The organism is Streptomyces incanus (assembly GCF_042656345.1).
Lineage (GTDB): Bacteria > Actinomycetota > Actinomycetes > Streptomycetales > Streptomycetaceae > Streptomyces > Streptomyces incanus.
Genome location: NZ_JBHSPC010000014.1, coordinates 31,387 through 45,788, shown reverse-complemented (window position 1 = coordinate 45,788; position 14,402 = coordinate 31,387). Strand labels below are relative to the sequence as shown.

The window sequence follows — 14,402 nt, the reverse complement described above, 5'->3', positions numbered from 1 at the left end:
TCTCCGGTGAGCGAAAACAGCCAGTTCAGGTTCGGGGCCGCGACCGGGGTCGGGTCGATGCCGGGCGGGGAAGTCCGCGAGGCCGTCAAGACCGTCACCGGAAGCTTCGAGGACTTTCCCTTCCTGCCCGAACTGCCCGCCCGGGGACCCGGCGCGGACATGATCGGTCGGACCGCCGGGATGCTCGTCGAGCTGTACGCGCGGGTGGAGCCCAGCGGCTGGCGGATCGGAGACCGGCCCGGACGCGACACCAAGCGGGCCCGCTCCTGGCTCGGCGAGGACCTCGACGCGCTGGAGGAGTACACCCAGGGGTACGAGGGCCCGCTGAAGGTGCAGGCCGTCGGCCCCTGGACGCTCGCCGCCCACCTGGAGTTGCGGAACGGCGAGGTAGCCCTCTCCGACCCCGGCGCCTGCCGGGACCTCGCCGCCTCGCTGGCCGAGGGGCTGCGCCTGCACCTCGCCGAGGTGAGCCGGCGCGTGCCCGGCGCGCGGCTCGTCCTCCAGCTCGACGAACCCTCCCTCACCGACGTCCTGCGCGGCCGGGTGCGCAGCGCCAGCGGCTACCGCACCCACCCCGCGGTGGACCGGCAGCTCGTCGAGTCCGGACTGAGGGACGTGTTCGAGGTGCACGACGGTGGCCCGGTCGTGGTCCACTCGTGCGCGCCGGACGTCCCGTTCGCCCTGCTGCGGAGGGCGGGAGCGCAGGCGATCTCCTTCGACTTCTCGCTCCTCACCGAACGCGACGACGAGACGATCGGGGAGGCGGTCGAGAGCGGCACCAGGCTGTTCACCGGTGTCGTGCCGGGAACGGACGGCCCGTTGTCGGACCCTGCCGGTAGCGTCATGGGTGTCAGAACGCTGTGGCGCAGACTGGGGCTGCGGCCGGGCCTTCTCGCGGAGGCGGTCACGGTCACCCCGGCGTGCGGACTCGCGGGGGCCTCCCCGGAGTACGCGCGCGCCGCCTACGCGCACTGCGTCCGGGCGGCGAGATCCCTCGCGGACAACCCAGAGTGACAGGAGAAGACACGGTGGCGGGTGACCAGCAGGCGGAGACGACGAACGTGCCGGCCGAGGCGCGGGAGCAGCACGCCCGGCTCGCCGAGCAGATCGAGGAGCACCGCTTCCGGTACTACGTGAACGACGCGCCCGTCGTCAGCGACGCCGAGTTCGACCGACTGCTGCGCGAACTGGAGACGCTGGAGGAGCAGCACCCCGAACTGCGCACCCCCGACTCCCCGACCCAGAAGGTCGCTGGGGCGTACGAGACGGATTTCACCTCCGTCCAGCACCGCTCCCGCATGCTCTCCCTCGACAACACCTTCAACGACGACGACCTCGCCGCCTGGGTCGAGCGCATCCACCGGGAGCTGGGCGCACAGGAGTTCCACTTCCTGTGCGAGCTCAAGGTCGACGGCCTCGCCGTCAACCTCACCTACGAGCACGGGCGCCTGGTCCGCGCGGCGACCCGCGGCGACGGCCGCACCGGCGAGGACATCACGCCCAATGTGCGGACCATCGCCGAGATCCCGGACCGCCTGAAGGGCGACGGGGTGCCCACCCTCGTGGAGATCCGCGGCGAGGTCTTCTTCCCGATGGAGAAGTTCCAGGGCCTCAACGCCCGCCTGGTGGAGGCCGGTGACAAGCCCTTCGCCAACCCGCGCAACGCGGCGGCCGGTTCGCTGCGCCAGAAGGACCCGCGCGTCACCGCCACCCGCCCGCTGCACATGGTCGTCCACGGCATCGGCGCCCTGGAGGGCTTCGAGAGCCCCGCCCGCCTCTCCGAGGCGTACGACCTGCTGAAGACGTGGGGCCTGCCCACCTCCGAGCACAACCGTGTGGTCGACGGCCTCGCCGGCGTACGGGAGTTCATCGCGTACTACGACGAGAACCGGCACTCCGTGGCGCACGAGATCGACGGCGCGGTGGTCAAGCTCGACGAGATCCCGCTCCAGGGCCGCCTCGGCAGCACCTCGCGCGCACCCCGCTGGGCCATCGCGTACAAGTACGCGCCCGAAGAGGTCAACACCAAGCTCGTCAACATCCGTGTGGGCGTGGGCCGTACGGGCAGGGTCACGCCGTACGCGCAGGTCGAGCCGGTCACCGTGGCCGGTTCCGAGGTGGAGTTCGCCACGTTGCACAACCAGGACGTGGTCAAGGCCAAGGGTGTTCTCATCGGGGACACGGTGGTGCTGCGCAAGGCCGGTGACGTCATCCCGGAGATCCTCGGCCCGGTCGCCGACCTGCGCGACGGCAGCGAGCGCGCGTTCGTGATGCCGGCGAAGTGCCCGGAGTGCGGTACGCCGCTGCGGCCGATGAAGGAGGGTGACGTCGACCTGCGCTGCCCCAACGCCCGCACGTGCCCCGCCCAGTTGCGGGAGCGCCTGTTCTATCTCGCGGGCCGCAAGGCGCTGGACATCGAGCACTTCGGCTATGTCGCCGCCGCGGCGCTCACCCGGCCGTTGGAGCCCGCGGAGCCGCCGCTGAAGGACGAGGGCGACCTGTTCGACCTCACCATCGAGCAGTTGCTGCCCATCACGGCGTACGTCCTCGACCAGGACAGCGGGCTGCCCAAGCGGGACCCGAAGACGGGTGAGGAGAAGACCGCCACCGTCTTCGCCAACCAGGAGGGCGAACCGCGCAAGAACGCGGTCGCGATGCTGGCGAACATCGCGGCGGCGAAGGAGCGTCCGCTCGCCCGGGTCCTCACCGGGCTGTCGATCCGGCACGTCGGCCCGGTCGCGGCGGAGGCGCTGGCCCGGGAGTTCCGGTCCGTCGACCGGATCGAGCAGGCCACCGAGAAGGAACTGGCCGACACCGAGGGCGTCGGCGGCATCATCGCCGCCTCGGTCAAGCAGTGGTTCGCCGAGGAGTGGCACCGCGAGATCATCCGCAAGTGGCGGGCGGCCGGCGTCCGCATGGAGGACGAGGGGGCCGGGGAGGACCAAGGCCCGCGCCCGCTCGAGGGCCTGACGGTCGTGGTGACCGGCACCCTGGAGCACTTCACCCGGGACGGTGCGAAGGAGGCGCTGCAGACCCGTGGAGCGAAGGTGACCGGTTCGGTCTCGAAGAAGACCTCCTTCGTCGTCGTGGGCGACAACCCGGGGTCGAAGCACGACAAGGCGGTGCAGCTCAAGGTGCCGGTTCTGGACGAGGAGGGCTTCAACGTCCTGCTCGACGAGGGGCCGGAGGCGGCGGCCGGCGTGGCTCTGCCCACCGAGGACCAGGGGTGAAAGGTCACCCGATCGGTGCATACCAGATGCATACGGGTGGCTGGGGCGCATTCGGGCAACCGTCGGAGACCGGTGCCCCTGGAAGCCCGCTGCGGCCTACTGTTGGGAGGTGCGCCCGCCGTGCCCAGCTGCGGTCGGGGCATCCTCGTGTTCGTGGCGGCACCGTGGAAGGGCTTTCTATCGCGAAGTCGCCGGGGGTTGTCGGGCATCGAGCCGTGTGGCGTGGGCACCGCCGGCTGTGAGAGGGACGGGAATGGAACCCACCGAGAGCGCCGCCCCGGGCTCACGGCTGCGCCTGGGCCTGCGCCGCATGGCGGCCGTACGGCGGCGCGGACGTGGGACGGGACGGCCCGCGGGGCCTGCGGGCGCACCAGGGCGCCCCGGGGCGCGTACCGCGGACGCACGCCCCAATGGCGCGCGCGGCACCGGACAGCAGGCCGCGGGGCAGCCGGCGGCAGGACAGCCGGGCGCCGGAGCGCCCCCGCTCGCCACCGGACTGTCCTCGGACGGTCCCGGGCTGTCCGGAGCGCACGCGGAACGGCACCTCTCCTGGCCCGCGTTGCCCACGGCGGTCGTCTCGGCGGCGGCGTTCGTGCTCGGCGCCGGCGTCCTGGGGGCGTTCACCGGTGGTCACGCGCTCTTCCCGTCCGGCCGCGTCGGCTGGTCCCTGGCCGTACTGACCGGGATCGTCGTCGGCCACCTCGTGATGCTGGGCCGCTCCCGCTGGTGGGGCGGCACCGGCTCGGGCGCCGCGGTCACCCTCGCCGTGCTGCTGCTCTACGGCTGGGTCCCGGCCGGCATGGTCAGCCTCACCGTGGTCGTGCTGGTCGGCGTGGCCCGGCGGGGCCGCCGGCGGCAGGGCATCCTGCACGGCGCGGTGGACCTGCTCGGCGTCGGCGCCGGCGCGCTGGTGCTGGCCCTGTGCGGGTCCGTACCGTCCGTCGAGCACCCCTCGACCCCGGACACCTGGGGGCTGCACACCGCCTTCGAGGTGATGCTGGTCGCCGCCGCGTATCTCGCGGTCGCCCGCACCCTCTACTGGTACCTGCACGTCCCGCGGGGCGGACTGCCCACGGTCGCCCGCACCGCCCTGGTCAGACAGGGCCTGGTCGCGGTGGCGCTGCTCGGCATAGCGCCGCTCATCTGCGTCGTCGCCGACGCCCGGCCGATCGTCCTGCCGCTGTTCGCCATCCCGCTGATCGCGCTCGACTCCATGCTGTGGATAGCCAGGGCCCGCGCGGAGGAGCAGTTGCGCGATCCGCTGACCGGGCTGCCCAACCGTCAGTGGCTCCTCGAGCGCATCTGGACCGCGCTGGACGACGCCGAGCGCGCGGGCGCCCGCGCCACTCTCATGCTGATCGACCTCGACCGGTTCCGATCGGTCAATGACACTCTCGGTCACCTCGCGGGTGACCGGCTGCTGCTGCAGATCGCCGACCGGCTGAGGCTGGCCCTGCCGCGCGGGGCGGAGGCCGCGCGGCTCGGTGGCGACGAGTTCGCCGTCTTACTGCCGGTCGTCGACTCCACCACGTCCGCGACCCGGGTCGCCCGCAGCCTGGTGGCCGCCCTCAGCTCGCCCCTCGACCTCGACGGCCTCACCCTCGTGCTGGAGGCCAGCGCGGGCGTCGCCGTCTTCCCCGACCACGCCCTCGACGCGGAGGGCCTGCTGCGGCGCGCGGACGTGGCGATGTACCAGGCCAAACGGGACCGCACGGGCGTCGAGGTCTACGAGTCCAAGCGGGACTCCAACACCCCCGACCGGCTGGGGCTTCTGGGTGATCTGCGCCGGGCCCTGGACGCCCACGAGGTCCAACTCCACTACCAGCCCAAGGTCCGCTTCGACGGACAGGTCGCGGGCCTGGAGGCCCTGGTCCGCTGGGTGCACCCGGAGCGCGGCAGGGTGCCGCCGGACGAGTTCATAGCGATCGCCGAGTCCTCCGGCCTGATGCCGCAGCTCACCGACTACGTGCTGGAGGCCGCGCTCGGGCAGGTCGCCCGATGGCGTGCCCAGGGCCTGTTCGTGCCGGTGGCGGTCAACGTCTCCCCGCGCGACGTGCACAGTCCCGGCTTCGCCGGCTCCGTCGCGGCGCGACTGGCCCGGCACGGCGTACCGGCCGGAGCCCTCCAGCTCGAGATCACCGAGCACGTCCTCCTGGAGGACCCGCAGCGCGCCGCCGACACCCTCAACGGACTGGCCGGACACGGTGTGAAGATGTCCCTCGACGACTTCGGCACCGGCTACTCCTCCCTCGTGCACCTGCGGCGGCTGCCCGTCAGCGAGCTGAAGATCGACCGCTCGTTCGTGGCCCGGCTGGCCGTCGACACCGAGGACGCCGCGATCGTGCGCTGTACCGTCGACCTCGCCCACTCGCTCGGACTGCTCGTCGTCGCCGAGGGCGTCGAGGACGACGAGACCTGGGAACGCCTGCGCGACCTCGGCTGCGACGCCGTCCAGGGCTGGCTGGTCGCGGCCGCGATGCCGTCCGACGAAACCACGGCCTGGCTCCTCGCCCGCGGCTCCCGCGGCTGGCAGCGCCCGGCAGCCGCCCTCCCGGCAGCAGCCGCCGACGACTCCGGCCACCCGGCCTGAACCCGCGAAGCGTCCCGCTTTCGGGGGGTGCGGGGAAACCGTTTCACGGGTACGGGGCCGGGCCCCATAGGATTGGGGCCTGTCGTCACCTTCCCGCCTGCCGCGCCACGCCTGGCCCGGGACGCGACGGCAGGTCCTAGCCCGAACCGCACACTCACCCCAGAGGAACGCTGCATGCCTGGCATTACGCGCGAGGAGGTCGCCCACCTCGCCCGGCTGGCGCGTCTGGAGCTGAAGCCCGAAGAGCTCGACCACTTCGCAGGCCAGCTCGACGACATCATCGGCGCGGTGGCCCGCGTCAGCGAGGTCGCCGACCAAGACGTACCGCCGACCTCGCACCCGCTCCCGCTGACGAACGTCATGCGCCCGGACGAGGTCCGTCCCTCGCTCACCCCCGAGCAGGCGCTCTCCGGCGCCCCGGCCCAGGAGCAGCAGCGTTTCAAGGTGCCGCAGATCCTGGGGGAGGACTGAATCGCATGATCGACATCATCAAGCTCACCGCGGCCGAGACCGCCGCGAAGATCGCCTCCGGCGAACTCACGGCCGTCCAGGTCACCGAGGCCCACCTGGCCCGGATCGAGGCCGTCGACGAGAAGGTGCACGCCTTCCTGCACGTCGACCGCGAGGGTGCCCTCGCCCAGGCCCGCGCCGTCGACGAGAAGCGTGCCAAGGGGGAGAAGCTCGGCCCGCTGGCCGGCGTCCCCCTCGCGCTCAAGGACATCTTCACCACCGAGGGCATCCCGACCACCGTCGGCTCGAAGCTCCTCGAGGGCTGGATCCCGCCGTACGACGCGACGCTCACCAAGCGGCTCAAGGCCGCCGACGTCGTCATCCTCGGCAAGACCAACATGGACGAGTTCGCCATGGGCTCGTCGACCGAGAACAGCGCCTACGGACCGACCGGCAACCCCTGGGACCTGACCAAGATCCCCGGCGGCTCCGGCGGCGGGTCGAGCGCCGCGCTCGCCTCCTTCCAGGCCCCCCTCGCCATCGGCACCGACACCGGCGGCTCCATCCGCCAGCCGGCCTCCGTCACCGGCACAGTCGGCGTGAAGCCGACGTACGGCGCGGTCTCGCGTTACGGCATGGTGGCGTTCTCCTCCTCCCTCGACCAGGGCGGTCCCTGCGCCCGCACGGTCCTGGACGCGGCCCTGCTGCACGAGGTCATCGCCGGACACGACCCGCTCGACTCCACCTCCGTCGACGCCCCGGTCCCGCCGGTCGTCGAGGCCGCCCGCAACGGCTCGGTCGCCGGCATGCGCGTCGGTGTGGTCAAGCAGTTCCGCGGCGAGGGCTACCAGGCCGGCGTCATCCAGCGGTTCGACGAGTCCGTCGAGCTGCTGAAGGGGCTCGGCGCGGAGATCGTCGAACTGGACTGCCCGTCCTTCGACCTCGCGCTGTCGGCGTACTACCTGATCGCCCCGTCCGAGTGCTCCTCCAACCTCGCCCGCTTCGACGGCCTGCGCTACGGCCTGCGGACCGGCGACGACGGCACGCACTCCGCCGAGGAGGTCACCTCGCTGACCCGCGAGGCCGGTTTCGGCCCCGAGGTCAAGCGCCGCATCATGCTCGGCACGTACGCGCTCAGCTCCGGCTACTACGACGCGTACTACGGCAGCGCCCAGAAGGTCCGTACGCTGATCAAGCAGGACTTCGACAAGGCGTTCGAGCGGGTCGACGTGATCGTCTCCCCGACGACCCCGACCACCGCCTTCGCGATCGGCGAGCGCGCCGACGACCCGATGGCGATGTACCTCGCCGACCTGTGCACCATTCCGACCAACCTGGCCGGCAACGCGGCCATGTCGCTGCCCTGCGGCCTCGCGCCCGAGGACAACCTGCCGGTCGGACTGCAGATCATCGCCCCGGTCATGAAGGACGACCGCCTCTACAAGGTGGGCGCAGCCGTCGAGGCGGCCTTCGTGGAAAAGTGGGGCCACCCGCTGATCGAGGAGGCTCCGTCGCTGTGAGCGCACTGACCAAGGCCAAGGGCTTCAAGAAGTCCAGGTCCGGTACGTATCTGTCCATGGCCGCCACCGCGTTCGGCGCGGTCGGTGTCGCCAAGCGTGTCAAGAAGGCGCGGCACGAGAAGGACACCCTGGTCCTGATCGACGCCACCGTGTCCGCCGTCGCGATCGTCACGAGCCTCGCCATCCTGTACCGCGAGCTGAAGCGGCTGGGCGACGACGACGTCCTGCTGGGCTGAGAGGGAAGTTACACCGTGACCACCACGACCGACCTGGTGTCGTACGAGGACGCACTCGCGTCGTACGACCCCGTCATGGGCCTCGAGGTCCATGTCGAACTCGGCACCAGGACCAAGATGTTCTGCGGCTGCTCGACCACGCTCGGCGCCGACCCGAACACCCAGACCTGCCCCACCTGCCTCGGCATGCCGGGCGCGCTCCCGGTCGTCAACGCGATCGGCGTCGAGTCCGCCGTCAAGATCGGTCTCGCGCTGAACTGCGAGATCGCCGAGTGGTGCCGCTTCGCCCGGAAGAACTACTTCTATCCGGACATGCCGAAGAACTTCCAGACCTCCCAGTACGACGAGCCGATCGCCTTCAACGGCTACCTCGACGTGCAGCTGGAGGACGGCGAAACCTTCCGCGTGGCCATCGAGCGCGCCCACATGGAGGAGGACACCGGCAAGTCGACGCACGTCGGCGGCGCCACCGGCCGTATCCACGGCGCGTCCCACTCCCTGCTCGACTACAACCGCGCCGGCATCCCGCTCATCGAGATCGTCACCAAGCCGATCGAGGGAGCGGGCGAGCGTGCCCCCGAGGTCGCGCGCGCCTACGTGCGTGAACTGCGCGAGCTCATCCGGGCGCTCGGCGTGTCCGAGGCCCGGATGGAGATGGGCCAGATGCGCTGCGACGTCAACCTGTCGCTGCGCCCGCACGGCCGGGAGAAGTTCGGCACCCGCTCGGAGACGAAGAACGTCAACTCGCTGCGGTCCGTGGAGCGCGCGGCCCGCTTCGAGATCCAGCGGCACGCCGCCGTGCTGAACGACGGCGGGACGATCATCCAGGAGACCCGGCACTTCCACGAGGAAACGGGGTCGACGACCTCCGGCCGCGTGAAGGAGGAGGCCGAGGACTACCGGTACTTCCCGGAGCCCGACCTGGTCCCCGTCGCCCCGTCCCGTGAGTGGGTCGAGGAGCTGCGGGCAGGCCTGCCCGAGCTGCCGCTGATGCGCCGCAACCGGCTCCGCGAGGAGTGGGGGATCTCCGGCACCGACATGCAGGCGATCCTCAACGCCGGTGCGCTGGACCTGATCGTCGCCACGATCGACGCCGGCGCGGACGCGGCCTCCGCCCGCAAGTGGTGGATGGGCGAACTCGCCCGCAGCGCCAACGAGTCCGCCAAGGCGCTCGACGAGCTGGCGATCACGCCGGAGCAGGTCGCCCGCGTCACCGCGCTGGTGACCTCCGGTGACCTGAACGACAAGCTGGCCCGTCAGGTCATCGAGGGTGTCCTCGCGGGCGAGGGCACGCCGGACGAGGTGGTCGACAAGCGCGGCCTGAAGGTCGTCTCCGACGACGGGGCGCTCACCGCCGCCGTGGAGGAGGCCATCGCCGGCAACCCGGGCGTCGCGGACAAGATCCGCGGCGGCAAGGTGGCGGCGGCCGGTGCGCTGGTCGGCGCGGTCATGAAGGCCACCCGCGGCCAGGCGGACGCGGCCCGCGTCAAGGAGCTGATCCTCCAGCAGCTGGGCGTCGCCGAGGGCTGACCCCCGGGCGCCGCACGGCAGAGCGAAGAGGGGGACGCATCGGGTTCGATGCGTCCCCCTCTCTCCTGTCTCATGCGGGCAGCCCTCTCCTGCGGTCAGCGCCGGTGCCATTGCGTCGGAAATCGGGCGGACCGCCATCGAAGTGACTGCTTCGGCCGGGCGGCGGGCTGCCGCGGAACGTCGGGCCGGCGGACGCCGACAGGCGATCCGCACCCCCGCATCCCGGTTTCCGGACCCGAGGCGCTACGCTCCCGCGGCATGAGCGGACGCGCTGATTCCGACCCGCCCCCGGACACTCGCGACGCCGACGCCGACGCCGACGCCGACGCCGACGCCGACGCCGACGCCGACGCCGACGTCGGGCACGGGGGCGACGCCGACGATGCCGGGCACGGGGAGCGCGGCGAGCAGGGTGACGGCGCCCTGCGCCGGGCCGCGGTCGGCGCCGGTGCCGTACTCGCCCTGGCCGGGACGGCCGCAACGCTGCTCCGCCTCACCGGCCCGGTCCCGGCCTTCGTCCCGGTGGCCTATGCCTGCGGCGCCGGCGCCTGCGCACTCGCCGCCGTGCTGGGCTCACGCGGACGGACCCGCAGGGCGCTGTGGCTGTTGATCGCGGGGCTGATGGTGATGGCGCTGGGGGATCAGTTCGACTGACCCCTGCACGGGTGAGCGATCTCACATGCGAAGAAGGCTTCAGGTGATCGTCGTGGGATGTGCAGATTCTGTGCGCTGTGAATAAGCACACGAATGTAACAAAGGATCATTCAGAGCTGGAAGAGTGCTAATTCCTTGCTCATGCGTTCTTTGCGGGCTGTTCGGTTCACAAGCGGCTGTTCCCGGTCAAAGATCCACCGACAGTCACTCTGGAGCATGATTCGTGACAGCACTCGCACGCTGGTGTGTCCGACGCCGTCTGATCACCGTTCTGCTGTGGCTCCTCGCCTTCGGCGGGGTCGCGGCCGGAGCCTTCGCGACCGGAAACGCGTACTCGAACGACTACGGCGTGCCCGGCACCGAGTCCGGGCACGCCGCCGAACTGCTGCGTCAGGGGTTCCCGGCCCTCTCGGGCGACAGCGACATCGTCGTCTGGCACACCCCGTCCGGCAGCGTCCTGGACTCCGACGTCGAACAGAGCATGACCCGCACCCTGGACCGGATGGAGGACCTGCCCGGCATCACCGCCGTGACGGGCCCGTACAAGGACGACGGCACCGGCGGGATCAGCGCGGACGGCCGCACCGCCTACGCCACCGTCATCTTCGACGACCTGGCCAAGGACATCGGCAAGGGCGAGGCGGCGGCCGTGCTCGAGGCGGCCAAGGCCGCGGAGAGCGACGGCCTCCAGGTGGAACTGGGCGGCAGCGCCGCCGCGCTGACCGGGGCACCCGAGGGGCACCTCGCCGAGATCGTCGGAGTGGCCGTCGCCGCCGTCGTCCTCTTCCTCGCCTTCGGCTCGCTCGCCGCCTCGCTGCTGCCCATCGCCACCGCGCTGGTCGGCGTCGGCACCGCGTACGCCTCGATCGTGCTGCTCGGACACGTCATGACCGTCGCCGACTTCGCGCCGATGCTGGGCATGCTGATCGGACTCGGCGTCGGCATCGACTACGCGCTGTTCATCGTGAGCAGGCACCGGCGCGGACTGAAGCGCGGGCTGTCCGTCGCCGAGGCCGCCACCGACGCCGTCGCCACCACCGGACGCGCGGTCGTGTTCGCGGGGGCCACCGTGTGCATCGCCCTGCTGGGCATGCTGATCCTCCGGCTGAACTTCCTCAACGGCGTCGCCGTCGCGGCCTCGCTCACCGTGGTGCTGACCGTCGCCGCCTCCGTCACCCTGCTGCCCGCGCTGCTGTCGTTCATCGGCATGCGCGCGCTCAGCCGCCGCGAACGGCGCCGACTGGCTCGGACCGGCCCGCAGCCGGAGCTGCCGACCGGCTTCGCCGCCCGCTGGGCGGCGTTCGTGGAGCGCAGGCCCAAGCTGCTCGGTTCGCTCGCCCTGCTCGTCATGGCGGTACTGGCGCTGCCCACCTCCTCCCTGCACCTCGGCACGTCCGACCAGGGAAACGACCCGAAGACCTCCACCACCCGCCAGGCCTACGACCTCCTCGCCGACGGATTCGGCCCCGGCGTCAACGGCCCGCTCACCCTCGTGACCGAGGTCGACGGCGCCGCCGACCGGCTCGCCCTGGACCGGATCGGCCCCGTCCTGGGCAAGACCGAGGGCGTCGCGTCCGTCGGGCCGGTGGTCCACAGCGCGGACGGCGGCACGGCGTACCTCTCCGTCGTACCGGAGTCCTCCCCGCAGTCGAAGCGGACCAGCGACCTGGTCGACCGGCTGCGCGAGGACGTACTGCCGCGCGCCGAGGCCGGCACCACCCTCGATGTGCGGGTCGGCGGCGTGACGGCCGGCTACGACGACTTCGCCGACGTCATCGTCGGCAAACTGCCTCTCTTCGTCGGCGTCGTCATCGGCCTGGGCTGTCTGCTGCTCCTGCTCGCCTTCCGGTCCGTCGCCATCCCGCTCAAGGCCGCGGCGATGAACGTGGCCGCCGTCGCCGCCGCCTTCGGCGTGGTCGTGGCGATCTTCCAATGGGGCTGGGGCAGTGAACTGCTGGGCCTCGGCAGCGCGGGCCCCATCGAACCCTTCCTGCCCGTGATCATGGTGTCGGTCCTCTTCGGGCTCTCCATGGACTACCAGGTCTTCCTGCTCAGCCGGATGTACGAGGAATGGCTGGAGACCGGCGACAACCGGCGCGCGGTACGGGTCGGCCTCGCCGAGACCGGCCGGGTGATCAAATCCGCGGCGGTGATCATGATCTCGGTCTTCCTCGCCTTCGTCCTGACCGGCGACCGGGTGATAGCGATGTTCGGCATCGCGCTCGCCGCCGCCGTCGCCCTCGACGCCTTCGTGCTGCGGACCCTGCTCGTCCCCGCGCTCATGCATCTGCTCGGCGACGCCAACTGGTGGCTGCCGCGCCGGCTGGACCGGATCCTGCCGCGCATCAGCATCGAGCCGCCCGAGAGCCGTGCCGCCCATGAGAGGCTGGCCGCCGCCACCGACGCCGAGGTGGAGGACGTGTTCGCCGAGGAGGAGCGGAAGACGGATGTACGCCATACGACTGGGTGACGACGGAGCCGAACTGCGTCCCCTGGAGCCCTGGTACGCGGAGGAATTCCTCGCCCATCTGGAGCGGGGCCGGGAATTCATCAACCAGTACGTCCCCTTCGGCTCCAAGGCCATCGACGTGCCCACCGCGCGCGAGGCCCTCCAGCGGTACGCCGACTTCCGCGCCGCCGACACGGCCGCGCTGCACGGCCTGTGGCTGGACGGCACACTCGTGGGCGGGGTGCTCACGCTGAACTTCGACGCCGCGGGCGGCACCTGCGAGGTCGGCTGCTGGCTGGAACCGGCCGCCACCGGGCGCGGGCTCGTCACCCGCGCCATGCGGGTGCTGATCGACTGGGTGATCGACCAGCGGGGCGTCCACCGCGTGGAGTGGGTGGCCGCCGCCGGCAACGAGCCCAGCCTCAACATCGCCCGCCGGCTCGGCATGACCCTCGACGGGGTACGGCGCCAGTCCCATCTCCACCACGGCGTACGGCACGACCTGGAGGTGTGGTCGGTCCTGGCACCCGAATGGCGGCAGGCACGCGCGGCGCACAGCGATCGTTAAGGCACTTCTCAGAGAGCCTCCGTACGGTGCGTCTCATGGGAACCGAGACCGAGACCGAGACCGAGACCGAGAAGGCGGCCAAGGCCGAGGACAACAGCGCGGACAGGAGCGGGACCGAGGCCGAGGCCGGGGCAGCCGTCGACGCCGACGCGGCCGACGGCGGCACCACGGAGCCGGAGACGGAAACAGAAATGGAAACGGCCTCGAAGCCGGGGGCCCAGGATGCCCACGGGGTCGGGCCGGGCGCCGCGGCGATCGTCTCCGCCGGGCTCGGTGTCGTCTCGCTCACCGGTAGCTGGCTCGGCACGGTGGCCGCCGCCCGCGAGACCCTCGTCGGCCAGCTGGAGACCGCCGCGGACTCGACCGTCGCCGTACAGATCAAGGAGGTCTACGGCGACGCCTGGCAGACCAGCGCACTGTGGGGCGGCCTGTTCGCACTCACCGCGCTGATCATCGGCGTCGCGGTGCTCGCCCGGCCCGCGTTCGGCATGCCGGGCGCCGCGCAGGCGCCCTGGATCAAGTCGGTCGCCTGGGCCGGCGTCGCACTCGGCGTCATCGGACTGCTGCTCGCCGTCCTCAAGTACACCGACGTCCTGCTGGGGCTGCCCGCGGCCGGTTGAGCCGCCGCGGGCCCCCGGCAGACACCGGGGAGGGCCCGCGCAGTTCCCGAGGGGCCTTAGGCCGGCCACCAGCACCTTATGGCCGGACCAGGGCCCCTCACGCACACCTAAGGCCCCGAAGGCCGCCGAAGATGCGGAACTCTCCCGATGTGGCCGGCCCGTCTGGGAGACGACGGTGGAGGCATCGCGAAAGGCGATGTCAGACACCGACTCCCAGAGGGAACGCACCATGTACGAGTACGAGATCGTCAAGGACCGCGCCGCCGACCTCATCCGCCGGGCCGACGACGAGCGCAGGGCCCGCGAGGCCGTCCGTCTCGCCCGTGCCGCCCGCCGCGAAGCCGAGGCACGCGGCGCCGAGCACGAGAGCCATAGCCGCCGCTCACACCGCCACCGGTTCACCCGGGCCGTATGAGTCCCGCCGCGGGGACGGGGAGCGCCGGCCGCGGTGGCCGCACGGGGAAGAGCGACCTGAAGCGCAACGGTGGCCGTACGGGGGTCGGCCGTCGTTCCGTCGGCCCGAAACCGGAGCCGGAGCGCCGCGCCGAGCCCGGG

Annotated in this window: 12 protein-coding genes; all 12 read left to right on the top strand. The window is 71.7% G+C overall.

The window, feature by feature from the left end:
* Positions 1-6: 6 nt before the first annotated feature.
* The 12 genes from ACFP2V_RS05055 to ACFP2V_RS05000 all read left to right on the top strand — a co-directional run bounded on the left by ACFP2V_RS05055 (position 7) and on the right by ACFP2V_RS05000 (position 14,262).
* A complete protein-coding gene (locus ACFP2V_RS05055; RefSeq protein ID WP_381206017.1) occupies positions 7-1,014 on the top strand; it encodes a methionine synthase in 1,008 nt (335 codons plus the stop codon).
* A 14-nt stretch (positions 1,015-1,028) separates the two neighbouring features.
* Positions 1,029-3,230, top strand: coding sequence for an NAD-dependent DNA ligase LigA (gene ligA / locus ACFP2V_RS05050; protein WP_381206014.1), 2,202 nt, complete (start codon positions 1,029-1,031; stop codon positions 3,228-3,230).
* A 253-nt stretch (positions 3,231-3,483) separates the two neighbouring features.
* The gene (locus ACFP2V_RS05045) at positions 3,484-5,820 is read left to right on the top strand and encodes an EAL domain-containing protein (RefSeq protein ID WP_381206011.1); all 2,337 of its coding nucleotides are present in this window, start codon (positions 3,484-3,486) and stop codon (positions 5,818-5,820) included.
* A 174-nt stretch (positions 5,821-5,994) separates the two neighbouring features.
* On the top strand, positions 5,995-6,291 hold the full coding sequence (gene gatC, locus ACFP2V_RS05040; protein ID WP_031117542.1) for an Asp-tRNA(Asn)/Glu-tRNA(Gln) amidotransferase subunit GatC: 297 nt from the start codon (positions 5,995-5,997) through the stop codon (positions 6,289-6,291).
* 5 nt (positions 6,292-6,296) lie between these two features.
* Complete coding sequence (gene gatA / locus ACFP2V_RS05035) at positions 6,297-7,790, top strand: Asp-tRNA(Asn)/Glu-tRNA(Gln) amidotransferase subunit GatA (RefSeq protein WP_381206006.1); 1,494 nt, start codon at positions 6,297-6,299, stop codon at positions 7,788-7,790.
* Entirely contained in the window at positions 7,787-8,026 is a 240-nt protein-coding gene (locus tag ACFP2V_RS05030; protein ID WP_381206002.1) for a hypothetical protein, read from the top strand. The genes gatA and ACFP2V_RS05030 overlap by 4 nt, the downstream gene beginning before the upstream one ends.
* A 15-nt stretch (positions 8,027-8,041) precedes the next feature.
* A complete protein-coding gene (gatB, locus tag ACFP2V_RS05025) occupies positions 8,042-9,556 on the top strand; it encodes an Asp-tRNA(Asn)/Glu-tRNA(Gln) amidotransferase subunit GatB (RefSeq protein ID WP_381205999.1) in 1,515 nt (504 codons plus the stop codon).
* A 258-nt stretch (positions 9,557-9,814) separates the two neighbouring features.
* Positions 9,815-10,210: a hypothetical protein gene (locus tag ACFP2V_RS05020; protein ID WP_381205996.1), complete on the top strand. Its 396-nt coding sequence runs from the start codon at positions 9,815-9,817 to the stop codon at positions 10,208-10,210.
* Positions 10,211-10,433: 223 nt separating this feature from the next.
* Entirely contained in the window at positions 10,434-12,680 is a 2,247-nt protein-coding gene (locus ACFP2V_RS05015) for an MMPL family transporter (RefSeq protein WP_381205993.1), read from the top strand.
* On the top strand, positions 12,658-13,227 hold the full coding sequence (locus ACFP2V_RS05010) for a GNAT family N-acetyltransferase (protein ID WP_381205990.1): 570 nt from the start codon (positions 12,658-12,660) through the stop codon (positions 13,225-13,227). Before ACFP2V_RS05015 ends, ACFP2V_RS05010 begins: the two co-directional genes overlap by 23 nt.
* Positions 13,228-13,262: 35 nt before the next feature.
* Positions 13,263-13,847 carry a hypothetical protein gene (locus ACFP2V_RS05005; protein ID WP_381205987.1) on the top strand — a complete coding sequence of 195 codons (585 nt, stop codon included), beginning with the start codon at positions 13,263-13,265 and terminating at the stop codon, positions 13,845-13,847.
* Positions 13,848-14,043: 196 nt separating this feature from the next.
* On the top strand, positions 14,044-14,262 hold the full coding sequence (locus tag ACFP2V_RS05000) for a hypothetical protein (RefSeq protein WP_381205984.1): 219 nt from the start codon (positions 14,044-14,046) through the stop codon (positions 14,260-14,262).
* Positions 14,263-14,402: the final 140 nt, after the last annotated feature.